Consider the following 22,747-nt stretch of genomic DNA (forward strand, 5'->3'; position numbering starts at 1 on the left):
AAATTGTGTTGGCGGTTTGGATAATTTTGGATACAAAATATAACAGTTGTGGCATAAACAGCCAAAGTTAGTTTGATAAAATGGTGTATTTAACAAATTGCATCAATCATGCCAATGCCATATCAAATGATTTCATCACATGACATCATCGATAAGATGGTATCAATGGCATAAATGATAAAAATTATTGAATTTTGATTGAATTTTTAACACGATAGGTAAGTAAATATGACCCAATCAGCAGCACATTTAAGCAAACACAACAGCAGACACAGCAACAAATACAACTTGGCAGCCCGCATTTTTCATTGGATTGGTGCGTTATTGATTTTGGCAGCGTGGATTATCATTGAGCAGGGCGACGATTATATCAGTTTGCACAAATCGGTGGGGTTTAGTTTTTTGATTTGGACGCTGCTGCGTATCACTAACCGTGTCTTTACCAAAGCACCGCCACCACCGCCGATGTCGGCACTGCAAGCCAAAGCGTCGCTGTTGGTGCATCTACTGCTGTATGTGGCGATGGTTGCCATGCCGCTGACAGGATTTTTGGCGTCGATGTACGCAGGCTATGGGGTCAATGTCTTTGGTGTGTTGCCGATTGCTGGCGTGGCTGTACCAAATGAGTTGCTGGCAGATACGCTGATGGGTCTGCACAAAGGCTTTATCTGGCCGCTGTTATTGGGCTTGGTTGGCGTGCATATTTTGGGTGCGTTGCATCATCAGTTTATCCTAAAGGACAATTTGATTGCCAGAATGCGTTAATCTGCCAATTTAATTTACCAATAAATACCAAACACCGCCAATCATCGGCGGTGTTTTTTTGGTCAATCAAAAATGAAAAATCCGCCAAATCCAACAAAACTAAGGGCTTGGCGGATAATTGCATTATCAATTTGCTAATCGAAATCATCAAATCATCAAATTAGCAATCAGCAATCCAACGATAAAGAATAAATCAGATGCTGTATTCAAACATGGCACTGATAGACTCTTCGTTATTGATGCGGCGAAGTGCTTCGGCAATCATCGCAGCGATGCTCACTTGGCGGATATTGGCACAAGCAGTCGCTTCGGCAGATAGCGGAATGGTGTCAGTAACCACCAGCTCGTCCAACGCTGAATTGGCGATGGTTTCGATGGCTTTGCCTGACAGTACAGGGTGGGTGATGTAGCCGACCACACGGCGAGCACCGTTGTCTTTTAGGGCTTGGGCGGCTTTGCACAGCGTGCCTGCGGTATCAACGATATCATCGACAATCACACAATCACGGCCAGAGACATCACCGATGATGTGCATCACTTGAGATTCGTTGGCACGAGCGCGACGCTTATCAATGATGGCAAGGTCGGCATCGCCAAGCAGTTTTGCCATCGCACGAGCGCGTACCACGCCGCCGACATCTGGCGAAACTACCATTAGGTTTTCGTAATGTTGTTGCTTAAGGTCGCCCAATAGTACAGGCGTGCCGTACAGATTGTCCACTGGCACATCAAAGAAACCTTGGATTTGGTCAGAATGCAAATCCACCATCATGATGCGGTCGATGCCAGCGATTGACAGCATATCCGCCACCACTTTGGCAGAGATAGGCACACGAGCCGAGCGTGGGCGGCGGTCTTGACGAGCATAACCAAAATACGGCATGACGGCAGTGATACGGCCAGCACTAGAGCGGCGTAGGGCATCGGCAAGTAGCACCACTTCCATCAGGTTGTCGTTGGTTGGGGCGCAAGTCGGTTGTAGGATAAATACATCTTTGCCACGCACATTTTCTTTGATTTCGATGGCAATTTCGCCATCAGAAAAGCGAGTGATGTCCGCACGACCCAATGGGATATGCAGATGCTCGGCGACAGTTTGGGCAAGTTGTGGGTTGGCACTACCTGAAAAGACAGCCATATATGACATGGTAAAAATCCTATAAAAACGAATCGGACGCTGTGGTCGTGTGTCTTGGAAATGGCGGCGTGGCGACTTAAAAGCGTGCTTGGCCGCATTTTCAAATTAAAATACAAATAAAGCTGGTGAAGTGTCTATTTTAGCACTTTTGGGGGCAAATTTTTAGCACTTTTGGCAAATTTTTCGCAAATATTGCTCGTGCCTACTCAATCGGCGAGTTTTGGTAAACATTGACACAAAAAAAATCAAGCCAATCATAATGACTGGCTTGATTTGGATTTGGCAGAGGTAGCTGGACTCGAACCAACGAATGTCAGGATCAAAACCTGATGCCTTACCAACTTGGCGATACCCCTAGGTTGCAATTTTAAAGATTGCGAACTTGATTATCAAAGGTGAAATCAATGATAAAAATTGGCAGAGGTAGCTGGACTCGAACCAACGAATGTCAGGATCAAAACCTGATGCCTTACCAACTTGGCGATACCCCTGTATAGGGCAAAAATTATACCAAAATTTTAATCGATTGCAAGCACTTTTGACAAACATTTGATAAATTTTATATAACTTGTTGAAAAATAACTATTTTTTGTGTGATTTTTGGCAAAGTTTTGCGATTTTTAGTACAAACTTTCAGCGATAATACTTGGGCATGGGGCAGACAGCTGCCATGCGGTCAGTACGCCGTCATCAATATGAGCAGGAATCGGCAAAAATACGGTGCTGCCCGTGCCAGTCAGTCGTGCGGTGCTGGCGGTCAGTGGCTCAAGGCTGCGTAAATAATTCAGTGCCGTTTTTACCGCTGGTGAATGCTGGGCGGCAATCGGCTCAAAGACATTACAAAACTCTGCCGTCATCTGCTCGCCATAGTCGCCGTAGCGTTCAGCGATGGGGGCAATCAGCGGGCAGTTTTTTGGTAAATCAGGGTGAGCAAAAAACACCGCTGTCGTCAGATGTACAGGCGGAAATAGCAGCAAATAGCGAGCTTGTGGCAGGTTTAATGGCTCAAGCTCATCGCCGATGCCTAGGGCGTGGGCGTCTGCTTGATTGGCATGGCTAAAGATAAAAAACGGCACATCTGCCCCCAGCGTTTTGCCAAGTGCCATCAGCGTCTGTGGCGACAGCTCAAGCTGCCAAAGCTCATTTAGGGCAATCAGTGTGGTGGCGGCATTGCTTGAGCCACCGCCTAAGCCTGCACCTGTGGGGATTTTTTTGTCAAGGTGGATATTGACCGCTTTGGCGTGCTGGGGGTAGTGCTTGGCAAGCAGTTGCACGGCTTTGATGATTAAATTATCATCAAGATGCTCGGTGAGTGTGTCGGCACCGCTTAAAGTGACCAAAGGTGTCTGTGCTGTTGCCAGTGTAAAGGTCAGCTCATCACCAAAATCAATGGCACGAAAGACGCTTTGTAGATTGTGGTAGCCATCGGCACGCTTGGCGGTGATGTGCAAAAATAAGTTGAGCTTGGCAGGGGAAAAACACTGTAATGACATGGTTGAGCCTATTGATGAGTGATGCTTAGGGTAACTTTATGCCCATCGCTGTGGCTGATGCGTAGGCGAGATGGCTGATTGCCTTTATCATAATCAAAGACCGCAAGCCACGCCCCATGTGTCGCACGAATCAGCCGACCGCTGCTATCGGTCGCTGTATCGGTATCGTCTGGTGTGGCACGCCCCACAATCCAATAAGGCAGCTGTGAAATCGGTGCTTGCCAGCCTGTGGCGGTGTATAGCAAATCTTCTGGGCTGTCGGCACTGATAGTACCAGTGCGTTCACTGGTCAAGGTGGCGGTCGTGCCGTTGTAGCGGATTTGGGTAGCACCGATGCCCAATGCCCCTGTCAAATCAATGCCAAAGCGTTGGTTTTCTTGCGACCATGCATAAAAAGCACTGCCAGCTTGCTTGCCATTATCGCTGACGGTGGTGATGCCGATTTTGCCAGTGATGGCAAATTTGAGCGGTGCTTCGGCAACAGGCAATGTGCTGACGGCGGTCGTGGTAGGCTGGGTGCTGGCACAGGCACTCATCAGCAGTGCCAAGGCGGTGGCAGCGGTGATTTTTTTCATGGGATTGTCCGTGTGAATTTGATTTGTTATCTTAAATTTGTGATTTTAAAAATTGATAAAAATGCCATTGGGCAATTTGCCAGTTTGATGGCTTGACAGTTGAATATTTTAATCATTTGACAAACCAGCCAATTTACTGATTTTAATTAAAAAATCCAAACATCGGCAACTCATCAATCAGTAAATTTGGCTGTCATCATCGCCAGCTTGATTGCCCATAAAGCGAGATTGCAAATCGGCGAGCAGTTTTTGTACAGCATCGCCATCGCCCAGCCCTTGATAGGCACGCAGCAGCGTGATGCCGACATTGAGCGTTGGGCTGACTTCATAAGGGGCTTGCAGATAGTCAATCACCGCATCGTAGTTGTTTTGTGCCAGTGCGTGATTGGCAAGTACCAGCAGGGCATCAAGCTGTAATTGGCTGTCATAATCAGGATTGTCAAAGCTGATATTGCTTACTTCTAACGCCACGCCCAGAGCATCGGCATCGTCTGGGTTATCCGCCAGACGCAGCTTGGCATCTGCCAGCCGATAATAGGGGTTGAAACTGGCGATTTTTAGCAGCTGATTGATGGCTTGGCGTTTGTCTTCTGGCTCTAGCTCATTTTCGAGCAGCTGATAACTGGCGTACAACAAGCGGTCATCGTCAGGATATTCTCGGTTGGCGATGGTCAATAAATCTTTGGCTTTTTGTTTGTTGTCTTGTCTGAGATAAATTTCGGCTTGCAAAATATAACTGTCCGTGGCATAAGCTTCAAACTCATCACGCAGACGAATCAAGGTTTTGATGGCGGCATCGGTGTTATTTTCTGCCAAATAAAAACCAACCACTTTACTGCTGGCGTCCAGTGCGTGTTCGTAGTCATTGACCTGCTCAAAATGCTGGCGTGCATTGACGGTATCGCCCAGACGCTCATAGCCGATGCCCAGATAATAATGGGCTTGATTGGCAAGTTTGGGGGTGTGGGTCAAGGGTTTTAGCAGTTCAACCGCCGCCAAATAACGACCGCTGTCCAGCCCCACCAAAGCTGCCAGCAGTGTTACATCATTGTCTTTGGTGTTTTTGACCGCTTGGGTCAGTAGCTGCCATGCTTGTGTCAAATTGCCCGACTCAATAAAATGGCGTGCTTCGTACAGATACAGCTCTTTTTCTTTGGGCTGTTTTTTGCGAACTTGATGCAGATACTGCCACAGCTCGTCCATGCGATTGGCGGCACGCAGAATGTTTAATTTGAGCGTGATGAATGCCAAATTATTCGGCTCAGATGCCAGTGCTTGCTCAATGTGCAGCCGAGCGGCTTCGTAGTCGTTTAGCCCCATCAAAATACCTGCACGCAGCACCGAGACAGACGCATTGTCATGTCTGATGCCCTGCAAGGCATAAAACAAGGCTCGCTTGTCGTTTGGGTTTTGGGGAATGATGCCTGTGAGAATCTGCCCCAAGTCCGAGCGTGGGTCGTAGTGTAAAATGGTCGAGAGCATGGCGGCAGCTTGTTTGTATTCGCCAGCTTTGAGTGCCAAATGCGTCACATAAAACCATGCAGGAATATGCTCAGGGTTGCGATCTTGCCAAGCAGTGGCAAATGCCAAGGATTGTTTTGGCGTTTCAAATTCGATGGACAAAGACAATGCTCGCTCAAAGACGCTGGTGGCATTTTGTTTGAAGGATTCCGCCTTATAAATCGCCAACGCCTTGGCAATCTCGCCACGATCGGCGGCAAATTCAGCGGTCAAAAGAGCGTCCAAATCTGGCGTGTCAAGCATCGGCTCGATGTCATTGGCAATCAGCGTATCGTCCAGCAGTATCGCAGGAATCGCCGAGTCAGCAGGGGTATCGATGTCTGTGGTATCGTCAGGCAATGACGGCACGACATCGTCACTGGCTGTATCTGCCGTATCGGTATCAACATTATCGGCATCGACAGTGGGATTGGCGTCCGCTGGCGTGGGTAAATCGCCATTTTCGCTGGTTGTCGGTTTATAAAATGGCAACAAAATCTTTAAAAGCGGATCAAAAACATTGGCATTAGCAGGCGTGCCAACGGTCGTGGCGGCGATGGCAGCAGCGATGGCGACTTTGCCAAAGCGGTGAAATTTTGACAGACCAAATGGTCGATGTGCCACTTTGGGCGTATCGCCAAAACGCTTAAGCAGGGGATTGCGATGCCAAGATTGATTCATGCACGGACACTAAAATCAGCTGAGATATGCTTATTATAAAAGTATTTTAAATAAGTGCAAACAAAACCGTCAAAAATACCAAAAATTATGGATAAATGCGTGTAAAGTGGCGATTTGCGGCGTTTTTGGGCGAGTTTTGGGCGGATTTGAATTTTATAAATTTTTAAATTGCCCAAATTGCTGTTATTGTGTGATTTTTTTGATTGTCAATTGATTATCAATGATGATAAAACGGTCAATAAAAAATGGCAAAATTGCCCAAAATTTGCTTTTTATCAAAAGATGGGTATTGTCTGGGCGTGATTGGGCGAATTTTGATAAACTTTTGCAAAATAAACTTGCAATTTATTGCTTCAATCGTCATGAAAGCTGTTATAATAACAAATTTTGTAATCCTTTGAATGCTTGGTATTAAATTTACAAAATAAGCCATTGGCTGTTGGTTGCTTTATGAAATTAGCTGTAATCGGTGTCAATCATAAGACTGCCCCCGTATCATTGCGGGAGCGGCTGTCGTTTGGCTCGGATATGCCCCAAGCCATCGAGCAGATGGCGGCACTGACCAGCGGCTGCACCATCGTCTCAACTTGTAACCGCAGTGAGTTGTATGTCGGCTTGGACGATGATGAGCTGTACGCTGACGATGCACTGGACGAGCAGACGGACGCTGTTGGCATCATTTCGCCAAAATTGCGTGCCATCGGTGAGTGGCTGGCTGAATTTAAGGGTGTGGCATTTGATGAGATTTCGCCGTATTTGTACGCCTACGAAGGCTCACGAGCCTTAAACCACTGGCTGCGTGTGGCAGCAGGGCTAGATTCGATGATTTTGGGCGAGCCGCAGATTCTTGGGCAGATTCGCCAAGCGGTCGCCACCGCCAAAGAGCATGGTGGTATCAGCAGTGAGTTTGGTTGGCTCACACAGCAGGTATTTGCTGCCGCTCGCACTGTCCGCCGTGATACCAAGGTTGGGGCTCAGGCGGTAACGCTGGGCTTTGCCACCGCCAAACTTGCCACGCAGATTTTTGATAATCCTAGCGAATTGACCTTTTTGCTGGTCGCAGCTGGTGAGATGAACCGCTTGGTTGCTCACAATGTCGCCGCCTTGGGCGTCAAAAAAATCATCATCTGTAACCGAACGCACGAGCGAGCCAAAATCCTAGGCGATGAGCTGGCGCAGATGCAAGCACAGGCAGGGCGTGCGGTTGAGATTGAGCTTTGTGGTCTGGGCGAGCTTGCTCGTGTCTTGCCAGAAGCGGACATTATCAGCAGTTGTAGCGGCAGTATGCAGGCACTGATTGATGTGGCGATGGTCAAGCAAGCACTCAAGGTACGCCGCCATCAGCCGATGCTGTTTGTGGATTTGGCAGTACCAAGGGACATTGAGCCTTTGGTGGAGCAGCTGGATAATGTTTATCTGTATTCGGTCGATGATTTGCAGCATGTGATTGCTGGCAATTTGGCCGAGCGTAAGCAAGCAGCGGTCGAAGCGGAGCTGTTGGTCGGTCAGCTGGTGGCGGACATCGAAGCACAGATGCAAGAGCAGCTGGCACGAGAGCATATCCAAAACTACCGCCAAATGGCACAAGCCAGAACCGATGCTCTGCTAAAACAAGCCCTTGATAAAATCGATGATGGTGCTGATGCCAAACTTATCTTGGCACAATTCGCCCATGATCTGTCGCAGACCTTGATGCACAGCCCATCACGACTGATTCGCCACAGTGCCAAGCACAGTGATGCCCAGATGCTGGAGATGGTGTCTTATGAGCTGATACACAGCTACCGCAAGCCGATTGGCTAGATAATATATCGAAAAAAATTATAAAATTGCCAAAATGATTGCTTAAATTATTCAAATTGCCCAAATTGGGCTATCAGCGTGGTACTTGGTCGCAAGTTTTGTTCAGTTGCACTTAAGTTGTTTTCCCAATTTGGCTTTATCCAATTTATCATCTCTTACTTTTAAGCATATCTGCAATTTTCAAGCATCAAAACACCCCAAAATCACGCTTGGATTTTGGGGTGTTTTTTTAGATAGATTTAAAATATCACATCACATGTTTGGATAATTTGGACCGCCGCCGCCTTCTGGCGTTACCCAAGTGATGTTTTGGGCTGGGTCTTTGATGTCGCAAGTTTTGCAATGCACGCAGTTTTGACTGTTAATCACCAATTTGGGTTCTTCGCCGTCTTTTTGTACGATTTCATAAACACCTGCTGGGCAGTAGCGTTGGGCAGGCTCGGCATACAGTGGCAAATTCACCGACACAGGCACGGTGGGGTCAGTCAAGCGCAGATGGCAGGGCTGATCTTCGGCGTGGTTGGTGTTTGAGATAAAGACGCTGGACAATTTATCAAAAGTTAATTTGCCGTCAGCTCGTGGATAATCAGGCTGATAAGCGTGAGCTGCCTTATCCAGCGTGCTATAATCTGGCGTGGTGTCGTGAATGGTCAGTGGCATTTTGCCGCCCAAAAGATTTTGCTCAACAAAGGTAAACGCACCGCCCAGCCAAGTTCCCATGCGGTGCATCGCAGGGGCGAAATTGCGAGCTTGATGAGCGTCTTCAAACAGCCAAGAATTTTCAAAGGCAGTCTGATATTCGCTGACTTCATCACCTTGGCGGCCGGCTTTTAGGGCATCAAAAATACTCTCAGCCGCCAGCATGCCTGATTTCATGGCGGTGTGCGTGCCTTTGATTTTGGCAGGGTTCAAAAAGCCAGCATCATCGCCGATTAACACGCCGCCAGCAAAACTGAGCTTAGGTAAGCTGTTTAGACCGCCTTTGACCAACGCACGAGCACCGTAGGATAAGCGTTTGCCGCCTTCTAGGATTGGGCGAATGGTTGGGTGTAGTTTTAGGCGTTGCAATTCGTCAAATGGCGACAAGTTGGGGTTATGATAGGACAAATCGACCACCAAGCCAAAGCTGACTTGGTTATCTTCGGCAAAGTACAAAAACCAGCCGCCTGTTGAGCCAGTTTCAGACAGTGGCCAGCCTGAGCCATGCATGATGACGCCAGTTTCGTGTTTGTCAGCATCAATCTCCCACAGCTCTTTGAGTCCGATGCCGTAATGCTGGGTATCTTTGCCTTGATTCAGATTAAAGCGGCTGATGAGTTTTTTGCCCAGATGGCCACGGCAACCTTCGGCAAAGATGGTGTATTTGGCGACCAGTTCGTAGCCCGGCTCAAAACTTGCCTTTGGCTCGCCTTTGGCATTGACGCCCATATCACCAGTAACCACGCCACGCACTGAGCCGTCTTCGTGGTACAAAATATCACTGGCAGCAAAGCCGGGGAACATCATTACTTCTAGACTTTCGGCTTGCTCTGCCAGCCAACGCACGACATTGCCCAAAGAGACGATATAGTTGCCTTCGTTATGCATACTGCTTGGCACGACTGAGTTTGGCAAGGTGATGGCTTTGGTTTGGCTGGTTAGCACATAGACACGGTCTTCTTTGGCTTGGACGGTCAAAGGGGCGTTGCGTTGTTTCCAATCAGGGAACAGCTCGTCCAAGGCACGAGTTTCCATAACCGCCCCTGACAGCGTGTGAGCGCCAAATTCAGAGCCTTTTTCGATGACGCAGACCGTCAGCTCGTCCATGCCATTGGCGATGGCCAATTGGCGTAGGCGAATGGCAGCCGACAAGCCAGCAGGACCGCCGCCGACAATGACCACATCAAATTCCATAGATTCTCGTTCGATTTGCATGAAATGTCCTTAAAAAATAGCAATAGCATAAAAATTAAAATCATTCAAAAGCGTGCAAACTGTCAGGCAGTCAGCTGGCAAAATTGGGCAAAAATTGAGCAGTTGCGATGATTTGAGCTGGGTAAATGCTGCCAAAATCCCAATACTGCCTATTGTAACAATCTTGGGCGATTAGGCAAGTTTTTTTCAATGACCAATCAGGTTTAAAATGGACAAAATCGCCAAATTAATCGGCAGATTTGCCAAATTGAGCGAATTTTTGTCCGATTGCGTCCAGTTTTATGCTGTTTTATCGCCCAATTTGCCTTGTGCCTTGCTTGCATTTTGACAAAAAATCACCCATTATAACAAAGATACTGCCAAATTTTATCAAGTTTTGTTGATAATTTTGGGCAATTTATCCCAAATATATCAAAAATGTCGAGTAAATTTATGCCTGATAATAACCAAGATATTGCCAAAAATATCAATAAAAATAATGACTTAGCAAATCATTTGGCCAAGACTTTACAACATATCAGCCAAAATCCTACTCGTAAAATTCCGCCTGTCGATCAGTGGCAGCCAACCAATTGCTCACCGCTTGATATTACCATCTGCGATAATGGCGAATGGTGGCACGAAGGGGCAAAAATGACTCGCCAGTCATTGGTGGATTTGTTCGCCAGTGTGCTGTGGGTTGAGATGCACGACGGACAAAAGGTGCATTATCTAAAAACACCGACTGACAAATACCAAATTTGCGTGGTTGATGCACCGCTGTTTATCAATCGTGTCGAGCAGGTGGCAGATGGCGGCGTGGATTGGATTGTGCTGTACACCACGCATGGCGATGCGATTTGTCTTGATGATAGGCACAGGCTGTATTTTGCTGATTTTGCTGGCACGGAGCGGCTGTATATTGACACACGCTTTGGCTTGACGGCACGGCTATTGAATAATGCCATGTATCATTTGGTTGAGCTTGGTGAGCTTGTGGAAGTGGACGGCTTGACGGCATTACGCCTAACAAGTGGCGGCAAGGTGTATCAAATCACACAAAAATAAGCACAAACGCCGCATTTTTAATCGTGGTTTGGTATAATAATTGGTTAAAATTGGCTTAAATTGACAAAATTTTAATTGAACAGATAGGGAAATTCGGTATGTCGCCACAAGATGGCAGTCAAGACTCGGACACTTATACGCCAATGGCTGATAAGGACAGGCTAAAGGTTTTGCTATTTTTGGTAGGCTTGGTTTTGTTGTGCTGCATGGCTTTTGTTGATTTTCGTAAGTTTTTCATCTGCTTGCCGATTGGGCTTTTGACTTTGATTGGCTTACTTATGATGTACAAAAGCAAGAATTTTGCGGCGATTGAGCGGACAAGTGACTTAACGGTAGGCTATGTGCTATTTTTAAGCGGTAGATTTGCTGTCGGCTCATTTTTTGATTTAGACGATGGGGATTTTTACATCAAAGACACGATTTGGGCTGTGTGTTTGGGCGGTCTTTTTTGTATTTTGTACAAGCAATTATTTGAAAAACCGTTACGCCTGCACAAAAACTGGGTTGCTAAATACGGCATTTTTACCAAAAATACCCCAGAATAAATGCTCATGGCAGCATTGACCAAGCTTATCATTTGCCAAAAATTGACAAATTTCAAAGAATAGATTTTGAAATAGTTTAAAAACTGGACATAAAATTATGATCAACCAGCACCCAGATTCGATAAATACCGCAAACACCGCACCGATTGGGGTTTTTGATTCGGGAGTTGGTGGTCTGTCGGTGTTTCGCCATTTGGCACGGCTGATGCCGCACGAACGCTACATTTATTATGCCGACACCAAAAATGTCCCATACGGCAACAAATCTGGCGATGAGATTTTGTTTTTGACCTTACAATCGGTGGATTGGCTGTGTCGGCAGGGCTGTAAGCTGATTGTGATTGCTTGTAACAGTGCATCAGCACACGCCTTGAGTGCTTTGCGTGAGCGTTGCAGCGTGCCGATTGTGGGACTGGTGCCAGCGGTCAAGCCTGCTTGTCAGATTAGCAAAACTCGCCAAATTGCTGTGCTTGCCACCCAAGCCACGCTGCAGGGCAAACTTTTGGCTCAAGTGATTGAGCAGACCGCCGTCCCAAAAGGCGTAACGGTGCATAAGCACTTTGAGCCGATGCTGGTGCCGTGGGTGGAGTCTGGTATGCCGATTGATCATCAAGTGGCAAATCTGTTGATTGAGCAGACACGCACTTGGTATCAGATGGGCATTGATGTGATTGTGCTTGGCTGTACGCATTATCCGTTTTTTCGTGAGTTTTTGCAGGCGTGGATAGATGAACAAGCCGTACCGATGACGCTGCTGGATTCGGGTGCTGCCATCGCCGAGCGAGTCAAATCCTTGCTGGAGCTGTTTCATATCGCTACCACAAGCCGTGAGCAGGGCGTGCCGCTAAAGTTTTATGCGTCCAGTCTGGCAGGTCATGTGGCAAGCACCGCTCGCCGATTGTCTGGCGTGCCGATGGTGTTTGTCGATAGCGATTTTATCCGACTTGATGGGCAATGATTTTTGATAAATGTTAAAAATTGATGGTAAGTTTATTTTATATTAAATTTTAGATTAATTTAAACAAGTAATAAAAGGAATCAACAATGAGCGAAAAAACCACCTTGCGTGAACAAATTGAAAAATTTGAAAACCTAAGCGATGCCATGCACCACGCCGAGAAAAAACGCACCCTAGAAGAGCAAGTCGCTTATCTAAAAAGCCAAGGCATCGACCCTGCCAAAAGCTATGCCAAATGGGACGATGAGCCAGAAGACGACTGATGGACGGTGTTTGGTAAGGTTTTTAGGTGAAATCCAAATTAAATTTGGAAAAATTTTAAAATTTCAATATCAAAAAGCTCAAGCGGTAAACTTGAGCTTTTTTGTTGGGCGGATAATGCCGCCATTTGTTGGCTGATTACCAGATTATTTGACAGGCACAAGCGAAGTTGAGCCATCGGCATTGATGATGCGACGATAGGTCGTGCCAGTGTTGGTTTTTGGACTGGCTGGGCTGATTGGAGCGACAGTTTTGGGGTCTAAAGTTGGCTTATACAGCACAGGGGCGGCGTTTGGCACTTGGTAGCTTGGCTGGGCTGGTTGTACAGGCGTTGGCGTGGCGGTATTTGGCACGCCGCCATGTGAGATAATCAAGCGGTAAAACTTCTGTCCTGCTCTGCCGTCTGGCGTAACGCCCGCTTTTCGCTGATAATCCATGATTGCACGGCGTGTGTTATCACCGATGATGCCGTCGGCGGCACCGATGTCATAGCCAGCGTTGAGCAGGGCTTGTTGGATTTGCTTGGATTCACGGCGGCCGATGCCGGGATCATCGGTTGGCCATGGCGTGGCAAAGTCGGTATTGGTGTTTTCGCTGGTGATCAAATCCGACAAATGAGCGATGGCAAGGGCGTAACTTTCGGACGCATTATAAGCATAAAAGGCATCGAAATTTTTGCCGACCAAGAACGCAGGCCCATGCTTGCCAGCAGGCAATAATAAGCCCGCCGATGCCATGTTGTTGGGAATTGGCTGACCGTTTGGCAAAGTGATGCCTTGGGCTCGCCAATAGTTGATTGCTTGCTTGTTTTTGCGGCCGCTGCTGCCGTTATAGCCGTTTAGACGGACTTCATAGCCCCAAGGTTCGCCGCTGCGGTAGCCGCTTTTTACCAAGAAATTGGCGGTGCTTGCCAAGGCATCTGCCTTAGAATTGACCAAATCTTTGCGGCCATCACCATCAAAATCCACCGCCAAATTCAAAAAAGTACTCGGCATAAACTGCGTCTGCCCAAATGCCCCTGCCCATGAGCCAGTCATGTCCTGTGGGCGAATGTCGCCGTTTTGGACGATTTTTAGGGCGTTGGCAAATTCACCACGAAAATACGACTGGCGGCGATCAAAGCACGACAAAGTCGCTAGGCTGTCAAACAGATTTTTTTTGCCCAAAGTTTGCCCAAAATTACTTTCAACGCCCCACACACCAAGCACATGCTCGCCCTTGACACCGTAGCGGCTCTCGATGCGGCGTAGCACATCGGCTTGCTCGTGTTTGGCACGGATACCGTCTTCGACACGCTCACTGTCCACTAAGGACGCCAAATAATCCCACACATCTTTTTTAAATTCAGGTTGATAATTGAGCGAGCGAATCACGCTGGGATCTGGCTGGCTTGGGCGATACGCTTCAAAGGTCTGGCTGCTGATGCCACGAAATGCCGAGCTGTTTTTTAGATTATTTAAACATTGCTGAAACTCAGTATTGCTCAAATTTGGCAAATCGTTGGCGATGGCAGCATTGCCAAGACCGACACCAAGCACGGCAAGAGCAAGATAAGTGGTTGATAATTTCATCAAAAATCCTTAAAAAGTCAAATAAAACCGCTCTAGCTTAGCGAATTTTTGCTATAAATTCAAAACAAAACCGCAGCCAATAGCCAAAACCAACCAACTTGCAACAAAAGCGTAAGATTTGCTAGGCTTAGTTGGGTAGATGACAGTCGCCAGTGGTTAATAAAATCGTTTTGGTTTTAATTTTACCACCAATCAATGCCATCAGTGCTATAATAAGCACATTTTAGGCACTTTTAGCGTATCACAAATCATGCCAAACACCAAACACGACACTTTATTTACCACGCCATTGGATAAGTCGGCACGCTTTAGCTTTGATGAAGAAGTGGTGGCGTGCTTTCCTGATATGATTCGCCGCAGCGTCCCCGGCTATGGGCAGATGCTGGCGATGTTGCCGATTTTGGCACGCCGTCATTGTCTGTTTCGCCAGACAAATGAGCAAGGCAATAAAATCAGCCGAGTGTACGACTTGGGGACTTCGTTGGGGGCGGCAAGTTTTGCATTGGCGGATAAATTTGATGCAGGCGAGCTTGAGATTCATGCCGTTGATATCTCAGCACCAATGATTGATAAGGCCAAAACGGTGATGGGCGAGCATTATCCGACGCACGACATTCGCTTTATTTTGGGCGATGTGTGCGAGATGGATTTTTGGCCATGTGATATGATTATTATTAATTTAACTTTACAATTTTTGCCGCCTGAGCAGCGATTGGCATTGCTTAAAAAATGCCACGATGCACTGGCATCTGGCGGTATTTTGATTTTGACCGAAAAAACACATCTAAGCGATGAGCAAGACGACGCATGGCGAGTGGAACGCTATTACGATTTTAAGCGTGCCAATGGTTACAGCGAGCTGGAGATTAGCGGCAAGCGTAACGCCCTTGAAAATGTACTCATCACTGACACCATCGATGTGCATCATGCACGCTTGGCACAGGCAGGTTTTGAGCGGTGTTTGACTTGGTTTATGTTTTTAAATTTTGCGTCAATTGTGGCGTTTAAATCTTAAACAAACCCATCGTCCATCATTGCCAATTTTTAATCATTATTAAATTATCAAAACCAAAAATTCCCAAAATTTCACACCAGACATTACAAATTAAATTATTGTTATGAATACCATCGCACGCACCGAACAAGCCTTATACCAGACTTTATTTGAGCTTGCCCAGCATCACCCCATCGCCTATGAGTGGCTCAAGCGACTGCCTGACTGGTTGGCCGCCATTAAAAACAAAGAGCGTTATGCCCAAGCCCCTTATTATGCGTCGGTGATTGATAAGCTGCCATCGGTTGCTCCCACCGCCATTGATTTGAACACAGCGTGTGTTACCGCCAGCATTGATTTTGAGCATAGCGAATATCGCCGCAGTGAAGCGTTACTAAAAAATCTGATGCCTTGGCGAAAGGGCGGCTTTATCATCGGCAATCAGCCTAAGATTCATATCGATACCGAATGGCGTAGTGATCTGAAATGGGATCGTGTGCTGCCGCATTTGAGCGATTTGTCAGGCAGGCGAGTGCTTGATGTCGGCGGCGGCTCTGGTTATCACGGCTTTCGCATGGTTGGACAAGGGGCAAGCACGGTGGTAGTGATTGATCCATCTTGCCTGTTTTATCATCAGTTTATGGCGATACGGCATTTTTTGGGAGCGATGACCAACCGCTTTGGGCAGTCGCCAATTCATTTTATCCCTGTGGGACTAGAAGAGCTGCCGCAGGATAATCAGCAGGCTGGGCTGTTTCATACCGTGTTTTGTATGGGGGTTTTGTACCATCGAGCATCACCGTTTGAGTGCCTAACTCAGCTAAAGGCACAGCTGACACGCGGCGGCGAGCTGGTGCTAGAAACTTTGGTGGTTGATGGTGATGAACAAACGGTGCTGGTGCCAAAAGATCGCTATGCAATGATGAACAATGTGTATTTTTTGCCATCAGTGGCGGCACTGACTTTGTGGTTACAAAAAGTGGGTTTTGTGGACATCAAATGTGTGGATATTAACATCACCACCAGTGATGAGCAGCGTGCGACGGCGTGGATGAATTATCATTCTTTGAGCGATTTTTTGGACAAAGATGACCCAAGTCGGACGCTCGAAGGCTATCCCAGACCCAAGCGGGCGGTGCTGATTGCCAAAAAACCTTAACTTTGGCAGATGGGATTTGGTGGTTATAAGTTTTGTTGATTGATAAACTTTAAAAACGGCTGTATAAGCTGTACAAATTGCTACAAAATTCGACCACCAACTTGATTATAATGTACGCCAAAGTATTCAATACAAATTAGTAAATCAAAAGATAATAAGGTGAAATTATGGCAGGTGGTAGTTTATTAATGCTGCTTGACGACATTGCCACCGTCTTGGACGATGTGTCCTTGATGACAAAAGCTGCCGCCAAAAAAACCGCAGGCGTGCTGGGCGATGATTTGGCACTCAATGCCCAGCAGGTAACTGGCGTGCGTGCTGATCGTGAGTTGGCGGTGGTGTGGGCGGTGGCAAAAGGCTCATTCATCAACAAGCTGATTTTGGTGCCAGCGGCATTGCTCATCAGTGCCGTGGCCGCTTGGCTAATTACGCCGCTTCTGATGCTTGGCGGAGCGTTTTTGTGCTATGAAGGGGCGGAGAAAGTCGTGCATAAATTTGCCCCAAATCTTTTGCCGCATCACGACGATGACGCCGCCCATACCCAGCGACTGCAAGCTAATGCCGATGAGCAGGTTGATTTGGTCGCCTTTGAAAAAGACAAAATCCGTGGGGCGGTGCGTACCGATTTTATCCTATCGGCGGAGATTGTGGTGATTTCGCTGGGTGTGATGGCAGCAGTGCCATTGGCGACTAAGGCGGCAGCATTGTCGGTGGTGGCGGTGCTGATGACGGTGGGCGTGTATGGTTTGGTCGGCTTGATTGTCAAATTGGACGATATGGGCGTGCATCTGCTAAATAAGCCAGCCAGCACCAGCCAAGCGGTGGGGCGGCTGCTGTTGGCATTTGCCCCAAGGCTGATGAAAGTGCTGTCTGTCGTCGGCACGCTGGCGATGTTTTTGGTTGGCGGTGGGATTTTGGTGCATGGCGTGGACATATTGCACCATCAAGCACAGGACTTGGCGGCGTTGTCGGGCGTTTTTGGTGGGCTGACCGAAGCGGCATACCAAGGCGTGGTCGGACTGGTGGCAGGTTTGCTGATTTTGGCGGTGATTGTTATATTGCAAAAACTGTTTCATCGTGCTTAATCATCTAAAGTTAATGATTTTGATAATTTAGCTGTTTTTTTAAAATTTTAAGGGGTTGTCCTAGATAATGACCAAAAACTCCATTTAGGTTAAAATAACCCAATGAGAAAAAGTCGTCTAAGTCAGTACAAACAAAACAAATTAATTGAGCTGCTGTTCTTGCAGGTGTTACTGCAAGAACAGCAGCTCAATTGGTTAATGTAAACAAAACAACTTATTATTTTCACCGCTTACACTTACTTATTTATCAGCACAGTTAGCCACTTTACTGCCCATTATACGAGAAAAGGTAGAACCTGACAGTATTGTTTACACAGATTTTCACAAAAGCTATGATGTGTTAGATTAGAATCAATCACAGCACGCATTTTGTATAAAAACAAAATCACATTAATGGCATTGAAAAATTTTTTAAAATCAAGCAAAATATCATTTACGCAAATTTAATGGTATTCCCAAAGCTCATTTTGAGCTGTATCTTAAAGAGTGTGAATGGCGTTTTAACAATAATGACCTTAAATCTCAAATTTTCATTTTAAAACAATTGGTTAGGGGCAATTTGGTTTGGTTATCTAGGACAGCCCCTTAAAGATTTCATGGAGAATGAATTAAAAAAACACATTCAAGGCATATTCAAGAAAAAGAGAGAAAAGATGGGCCTAAAAAATGAGCGTGTTGCCCTTGCTGTGCTGCTGACAATTAATGCTATTTTGGCGATTTTTCCAGCGATTGACAGCTCATATCCATATTTTATTGATGCTAAAAAATTCATCTTGGTATTTATAGTATTGACAACTTTTTCACACCCCATTAAAAGCTTTATGTTTGGCAAAAAATTCTTGGCATTTACAGATTTTGCCAAAGATGTACCCAAATCAGACAGGCTTTTGGGCGTAAGCTGGTGTGCTATGATGTATATTATTGCCTATATTTTAGCTTTGGTTCATCCTGATTGACACCAGCACAACTCGTATCATCATCACAGACGCCAAAGGCAATCAGATGGTTCTATCACAGGTGGCATAGAAGGTACTATGGGCGGAGCTTTGGCTGGTGCCATAATGATTTGTTCAAAGAAAGTGGGAGATCATTGTGTCGATCAATGATAGTTATTATAAAAATAAAACCAAGTTGAAAAATTTTCATATCAGCTTACTTATCTGTTTTGTTTTATTTTTTATTTCGTTTGTACTGGCATATTTTAGATTTATATTTCTATATAAAGTAGTTTTTTGTGTCATGTTTTTATGTATGCTTCATGCTTTTTATCGATGTTTTGTTCTTAACCAACATGTTATAGACAAAATGAAAGAGAAAAAGAAAAAAGGCATAAAACCTGTTTTTGATATAGATATTTTTGAAGACTAAACAACTTACTAAAGCTGAAAATGAAGGCTTGACTAATGCCGTCATAAGTGAGACAAATTCACAAATGATTGACACGGCAGTTGGTTCAAAAACAGGTGTAATTTTGGATGTGTTTGGCATTAAAGATTCCACGGAGCATGAATTAAAAAACACATTCAAGACATATTCAAGAAAAAGAGAGAAAAGATAAGCCTAAAAATGAGTGTGTTGCCATAGCTGGTGCTGCTGTGCCTATACTAGGCGTCAAGTTCAATGCCACCTTTCATGACAACGGAGCAATCGCCATACAACCAGCTATAGGCATAGGTGCTGAAGCTGGGGTTGCTGTACAAATATGTGAAAATAAAACATCTAAATATTGTAATAAATAAAGGTAAGTATGAATAAAAAAACTGTTATTCTGTTTTTAGCAACATGGCTTTCTATTGTATTGTTTATTATTTTACATGCTGTATTGGACCTTAATATTTATATTTTTAGATTTATATTTTTTGCACTAGTCATTATGATTGTTTTTTTATCTTTATGTATAGGAGGTTTTGTTTTTGATTCAAATATCAAGCTTATTAAAAATTTTTTTAAAAAAGACAACAAATAAAGAATTTGGTTCAATCAGCACAAGATATTGAGGTAGGGCATCGCTTATTGGATAAAAATGGCAATTATCAGATTGTCATTCATATTCAAAATGAACAAAACCCAAAAGCCGAATGCTGCTTTTGGGTTTTTGTTTAAATCAGTTTAATGATTTGATACATTCAATAAACACATCATTTGTCTTTATCTGCTTTGTCCGCCTTGTCCGTTTTATCTGCTTTGTCTGCCTTGCTTGCGGTCGCTGAACGCTGCTCAATCAACAAAGAATCGATACCGTTATTACGCAGTCGCACGCTGGCGGCGGCAGCTTCGCTGTGGCTCATTGGCGCTGAGATGACTTGATACAGATAATTGCCGTTTTTGGTTTCGTGGCGGATAACAATGGCATCGACGCCAGACATCAGCACTTCGGCACGCTTTAGGTCGGCATCTTCGGCATTTTGGTAGCTTTTGATTTGCAAAATGTAGTTGCCTTGGCTGATTTTTTGTTGTCCGATGCCCCGCTTGGATTCGTCAGAGGTCAAAGGATTGCTCGGCCCATCATAAGTGCGGTTTTCTTCGACAATGGCAATGGTGGCCGCTGGCTCATCGTCTGGCTTGTCGGCAGATTGATTGTTGTTTGAGTTTAGCACCAAGTCGGTAACAGGCTCAGGCAACGGCGTGCTGACCTTTTGTTCTTGAATGCTCACGCCTTCAGGAATGCTTTGAAATTTTTGTTCAGGCAATACTTCATAAAACTCAAACTCCATCGCAGTTTTTGGCGTATCAATCGGCTCAACAGGGGCTTCTGGCTCGGCAATGGTTTCTTGGCGAAAACCATCAAACAACGGCGACAAATACAAAATCACCGCCATCGCCACCACGATAAATGCCCCCACAAACATCCACAGCAGGCTACTTAGCCCTGTGCGGCGGCGGTGGATTTCGTCTTTATAGACGGCAGAAGGGCGTTTTTGGTGTCTTTGCGACATAAGACTTCCTTTGGTTGGTGGTGGCACGCTCAAACTTGGGCGATTTGGCGATTTTTAAATTTGCTTAATTTGCTCAGTTTGTTCAATTTTATACGGATTATCAGCGATAATCGAGAAATTATGCCTATTTTAGCAAATTTTTATAAAAATATCGTGCTTATTGTGGCTGGGTGGTTGGTAGTTATCATAAATATTGTTATAATGTGCTGATACATTATCATAAAGGTGTTTAGCATGACTGCGATGACAACACTGTTTTTGGTGTCGGACGAGACGATCACCACGCTCGGTTTGTATGTTCTGTTGCCTGTATTTATTGCATTTTTGATTTTTATTATGTGGGACATTTCCAAAAAATCCAATGCAGGCAAGGCAGGAACTTTTTGGATTTTTGTGGCATTGGGCATGGGGTTTTTTGGTTTTCTTGCCAAACTGGTGATTGAGTTTGTACTCAAGCAGTGGATTTTATAGGCCATTTTACCGCTATCCGTACCATTTATTTGCCCATTGATGGTTTGTCTATCTTAATTTGGAGTAATGATATGAAAATTTCTGTAATGCTTGCTGCATTGGCGGCTGTGTTGGCTTTGAGTGCTTGCGGTGGCGAAAAGCACGAGAAAGTACACGCTGTTGATCGTGTCGAAGCTGCCCAAGAAGCGGCATTGGCAGCCGCCCCAAAAGCCGAAGAGATGATTTTTGATGACCACGGTCAGCCGACTTTTGCCGAAGCATCAGGTGCAGCGACTGCTGATGCTGCCACCGATGCCGCCGCTGATGCTGCCGCTCCAGCTGCAGCCGAAGCAGCGACCGAAACTGCCGAAGGTGCTAATTAATTAACGATTGCTTGGTTAATAATTGCCCAAATTATTGCGGTAGTTGCAAGTAATTACAAAAACATCATCAAGCCATACACCAAAATGCGTGTATGGCTTGATTTTTTGGTTTTGACTTGGTACAGTGTATCACTTAGCTGAGTGGCTCATTTTAAGTATTTTAAGTAACTTGATTGAAGTTGCTCGGTTTAAGCGTTTAAGCCATTTGGTTTAAATCATTTGATTTAAACAATTCGATTGAAACAATTTTATTTAAATGGTTTTATTTAATAAATTTAGCAAACTTACCAAGTAGCCAAATCAACCAAGCTAAGGAGAAAGCGATGCCAGCATTGCGAAATGATATTGATCCAGATGGATTGTTGGAATATTCTGTGGTTTATACCGACCGTTCGCTAAACCATATGTCTGCACAGTTTATGGCGGTAATGAGAGATTTGTCCGCTGAACTCAAATCCATCTACCAAGCCGATGCCGTCGCCATCGTGCCAGGTTCTGGCACTTCGGGCATGGAAGCGGTGGTGCGTGCCTTGGCTGCCGATAAGGATTGTGTGGTGGTGCGTAATGGCTGGTTTAGCTATCGCTGGACGCAGATTTTGAATATGACAGGCGTCGCCAAATCCAGCCATGTCTTTAAGGCACAGAGCAAAACTTGTGGCGATAAGGTGCAATTTGCCCCAGCCGATATTGAACAAGTGACCGAATATATCAAAACCGCCCGCCCAAATATCGTCTTTGCACCGCATGTCGAGACGGCGTCAGGCATGATGCTTGATGATGCGTATATCAAGGCGTTGAGCGATGCAGCACACTCGGTGGGGGCGGTGTTGGCGATTGACTGCATTGCATCAGGCTGCGTGTGGCTGGACATGAAGGCGTTAGGCATTGATGTGCTGCTGTCAGCACCGCAAAAAGGTCTATCCAGTACGCCATGTGCAGGTCTTGTCATGCTGTCTGAGACTGCCAAAGCGGCGGTATTGGCAAGCACGCCATCGAGCTTTGCACTGGATTTGAAGGCTTGGCTAAATATCATGACGGCGTATGAAAATGGCGGTCATGCCTATCATGCCACGATGCCAACCGATGGGCTTAAGCAGCTGCGTGATACGCTGCTTGAAGCCAAAGCCATCGGTTATGACACTCTAAAAGCTGCCCAAATCCGCCTTGGTAAAGAGATTTTGGCAGTACTAAACGCCAAAGGTATCCAAAGCGTTGCCGACAGTGCCGCCCAAGCCTATGGCGTGGTGGTCTGCCATGCACCCAGTGAAGCGGTGCATAAAGGGGCTGCTTTTGCCAATGTCGGCGTACAAATCGCCGCTGGTACGCCGCTACAAGTCGATGAGCCAAGCGATTATCAGAGTTTTCGCATTGGCTTGTTTGGATTGGATAAACTGACCGATGTGGACGGCACGGTGGCACGCTTTCAATCGGCGGCGGATTTGGTTTTTGCTTGACTTGATGAATTTTAATAAATTTTTAATTTAAATTA

22 protein-coding genes, 2 tRNA genes and 1 pseudogene are annotated in these 22,747 nt (G+C 45.8%); 16 read left to right on the forward strand and 9 right to left on the reverse strand.

All coding sequences use genetic code 11. From position 1 onward, the window contains the following. Positions 1–228 precede the first annotated feature (228 nt). Positions 229–765, forward strand: a complete 537-nt coding sequence (locus ACFBZI_RS04685) for a cytochrome b (RefSeq protein WP_375715264.1) — start codon at positions 229–231, stop codon at positions 763–765. Positions 766–958: 193 nt separating this feature from the next. Here ACFBZI_RS04685 and ACFBZI_RS04690 read toward each other — a convergent pair whose 3' ends face one another. The 6 genes from ACFBZI_RS04690 to ACFBZI_RS04715 form a co-directional block, all read right to left on the reverse strand. Further along, positions 959–1,912, reverse strand: a complete 954-nt coding sequence (locus ACFBZI_RS04690) for a ribose-phosphate pyrophosphokinase (protein ID WP_375715265.1) — start codon at positions 1,910–1,912, stop codon at positions 959–961. 271 nt (positions 1,913–2,183) lie between these two features. Continuing rightward, positions 2,184–2,259 (reverse strand) — tRNA-Gln (locus tag ACFBZI_RS04695). A 59-nt stretch (positions 2,260–2,318) separates the two neighbouring features. After that, positions 2,319–2,394 (reverse strand) — tRNA-Gln (locus ACFBZI_RS04700). A 129-nt stretch (positions 2,395–2,523) separates the two neighbouring features. Continuing rightward, positions 2,524–3,396 (reverse strand): 4-(cytidine 5'-diphospho)-2-C-methyl-D-erythritol kinase, encoded by an 873-nt coding sequence (gene ispE / locus ACFBZI_RS04705; protein WP_375715266.1) that lies wholly within the window; start codon positions 3,394–3,396, stop codon positions 2,524–2,526. 8 nt (positions 3,397–3,404) lie between these two features. Further along, entirely contained in the window at positions 3,405–3,971 is a 567-nt protein-coding gene (locus ACFBZI_RS04710; protein ID WP_375715267.1) for a lipoprotein insertase outer membrane protein LolB, read from the reverse strand. A 177-nt stretch (positions 3,972–4,148) separates the two neighbouring features. Next, on the reverse strand, positions 4,149–6,152 hold the full coding sequence (locus ACFBZI_RS04715; protein ID WP_375715268.1) for a tetratricopeptide repeat protein: 2,004 nt from the start codon (positions 6,150–6,152) through the stop codon (positions 4,149–4,151). Positions 6,153–6,602: 450 nt separating this feature from the next. Here ACFBZI_RS04715 and hemA point away from each other — a divergent pair, with 450 nt between their 5' ends. Beyond that, the gene (gene hemA, locus ACFBZI_RS04720) at positions 6,603–7,955 is read left to right on the forward strand and encodes a glutamyl-tRNA reductase (protein ID WP_375715269.1); all 1,353 of its coding nucleotides are present in this window, start codon (positions 6,603–6,605) and stop codon (positions 7,953–7,955) included. Between the two features lie 252 nt (positions 7,956–8,207). On the opposite strand, the gene ACFBZI_RS04725 is transcribed toward hemA, so the two are convergent. Continuing rightward, complete coding sequence (locus ACFBZI_RS04725) at positions 8,208–9,869, reverse strand: electron transfer flavoprotein-ubiquinone oxidoreductase (protein ID WP_375715270.1); 1,662 nt, start codon at positions 9,867–9,869, stop codon at positions 8,208–8,210. A gap of 432 nt (positions 9,870–10,301) precedes the next feature. Between ACFBZI_RS04725 and ACFBZI_RS04730 the strand changes: the two genes are divergently transcribed. The 4 genes from ACFBZI_RS04730 (at position 10,302) to ACFBZI_RS04745 (ending at position 12,682) form a co-directional block, all read left to right on the forward strand. Beyond that, the gene (locus ACFBZI_RS04730; RefSeq protein ID WP_375715271.1) at positions 10,302–10,916 is read left to right on the forward strand and encodes a DUF1285 domain-containing protein; all 615 of its coding nucleotides are present in this window, start codon (positions 10,302–10,304) and stop codon (positions 10,914–10,916) included. A 98-nt stretch (positions 10,917–11,014) separates the two neighbouring features. Then, on the forward strand, positions 11,015–11,461 hold the full coding sequence (locus ACFBZI_RS04735) for a hypothetical protein (protein ID WP_375715272.1): 447 nt from the start codon (positions 11,015–11,017) through the stop codon (positions 11,459–11,461). Between the two features lie 97 nt (positions 11,462–11,558). Further along, positions 11,559–12,419 (forward strand): glutamate racemase, encoded by an 861-nt coding sequence (gene murI / locus ACFBZI_RS04740; RefSeq protein WP_375715273.1) that lies wholly within the window; start codon positions 11,559–11,561, stop codon positions 12,417–12,419. 86 nt (positions 12,420–12,505) lie between these two features. Continuing rightward, a complete protein-coding gene (locus tag ACFBZI_RS04745; protein ID WP_375715274.1) occupies positions 12,506–12,682 on the forward strand; it encodes a hypothetical protein in 177 nt (58 codons plus the stop codon). Positions 12,683–12,826: 144 nt separating this feature from the next. On the opposite strand, the gene ACFBZI_RS04750 is transcribed toward ACFBZI_RS04745, so the two are convergent. Further along, positions 12,827–14,251, reverse strand: a complete 1,425-nt coding sequence (locus ACFBZI_RS04750; RefSeq protein ID WP_375715275.1) for a lytic murein transglycosylase — start codon at positions 14,249–14,251, stop codon at positions 12,827–12,829. Positions 14,252–14,501: 250 nt separating this feature from the next. Here ACFBZI_RS04750 and cmoA point away from each other — a divergent pair, with 250 nt between their 5' ends. The 7 genes and pseudogenes from cmoA (at position 14,502) to ACFBZI_RS04785 (ending at position 19,455) form a co-directional block, all read left to right on the forward strand. Then, complete coding sequence (cmoA, locus tag ACFBZI_RS04755; RefSeq protein WP_375715276.1) at positions 14,502–15,266, forward strand: carboxy-S-adenosyl-L-methionine synthase CmoA; 765 nt, start codon at positions 14,502–14,504, stop codon at positions 15,264–15,266. A 103-nt stretch (positions 15,267–15,369) separates the two neighbouring features. Further along, complete coding sequence (cmoB, locus tag ACFBZI_RS04760) at positions 15,370–16,404, forward strand: tRNA 5-methoxyuridine(34)/uridine 5-oxyacetic acid(34) synthase CmoB (RefSeq protein WP_375715277.1); 1,035 nt, start codon at positions 15,370–15,372, stop codon at positions 16,402–16,404. Positions 16,405–16,571: 167 nt separating this feature from the next. Further along, a complete protein-coding gene (locus ACFBZI_RS04765; protein WP_375715278.1) occupies positions 16,572–17,489 on the forward strand; it encodes a DUF808 domain-containing protein in 918 nt (305 codons plus the stop codon). A 102-nt stretch (positions 17,490–17,591) separates the two neighbouring features. Then, positions 17,592–18,078: pseudogene (locus tag ACFBZI_RS04770) on the forward strand (transposase). Between the two features lie 7 nt (positions 18,079–18,085). Next, entirely contained in the window at positions 18,086–18,445 is a 360-nt protein-coding gene (locus ACFBZI_RS04775) for a hypothetical protein (protein WP_375715279.1), read from the forward strand. A 401-nt stretch (positions 18,446–18,846) separates the two neighbouring features. Beyond that, positions 18,847–19,047 (forward strand): hypothetical protein, encoded by a 201-nt coding sequence (locus ACFBZI_RS04780; RefSeq protein ID WP_375715280.1) that lies wholly within the window; start codon positions 18,847–18,849, stop codon positions 19,045–19,047. 189 nt (positions 19,048–19,236) lie between these two features. Continuing rightward, positions 19,237–19,455, forward strand: a complete 219-nt coding sequence (locus tag ACFBZI_RS04785) for a hypothetical protein (RefSeq protein WP_375715281.1) — start codon at positions 19,237–19,239, stop codon at positions 19,453–19,455. A 172-nt stretch (positions 19,456–19,627) separates the two neighbouring features. On the opposite strand, the gene ACFBZI_RS04790 is transcribed toward ACFBZI_RS04785, so the two are convergent. Continuing rightward, positions 19,628–20,425 carry an SPOR domain-containing protein gene (locus tag ACFBZI_RS04790; RefSeq protein WP_375715282.1) on the reverse strand — a complete coding sequence of 266 codons (798 nt, stop codon included), beginning with the start codon at positions 20,423–20,425 and terminating at the stop codon, positions 19,628–19,630. A gap of 234 nt (positions 20,426–20,659) precedes the next feature. Between ACFBZI_RS04790 and ACFBZI_RS04795 the strand changes: the two genes are divergently transcribed. The 3 genes from ACFBZI_RS04795 (at position 20,660) to ACFBZI_RS04805 (ending at position 22,712) form a co-directional block, all read left to right on the forward strand. After that, positions 20,660–20,896 (forward strand): DUF2788 domain-containing protein, encoded by a 237-nt coding sequence (locus ACFBZI_RS04795; RefSeq protein ID WP_375715283.1) that lies wholly within the window; start codon positions 20,660–20,662, stop codon positions 20,894–20,896. 71 nt (positions 20,897–20,967) lie between these two features. Further along, positions 20,968–21,258: a hypothetical protein gene (locus ACFBZI_RS04800; RefSeq protein ID WP_375715284.1), complete on the forward strand. Its 291-nt coding sequence runs from the start codon at positions 20,968–20,970 to the stop codon at positions 21,256–21,258. 323 nt (positions 21,259–21,581) lie between these two features. Continuing rightward, a complete protein-coding gene (locus ACFBZI_RS04805) occupies positions 21,582–22,712 on the forward strand; it encodes an aminotransferase class V-fold PLP-dependent enzyme (RefSeq protein ID WP_375715285.1) in 1,131 nt (376 codons plus the stop codon). Positions 22,713–22,747: the final 35 nt, after the last annotated feature.

The organism is Moraxella marmotae, assembly GCF_042219885.1.
Classification (GTDB): domain Bacteria; phylum Pseudomonadota; class Gammaproteobacteria; order Pseudomonadales; family Moraxellaceae; genus Moraxella; species Moraxella marmotae.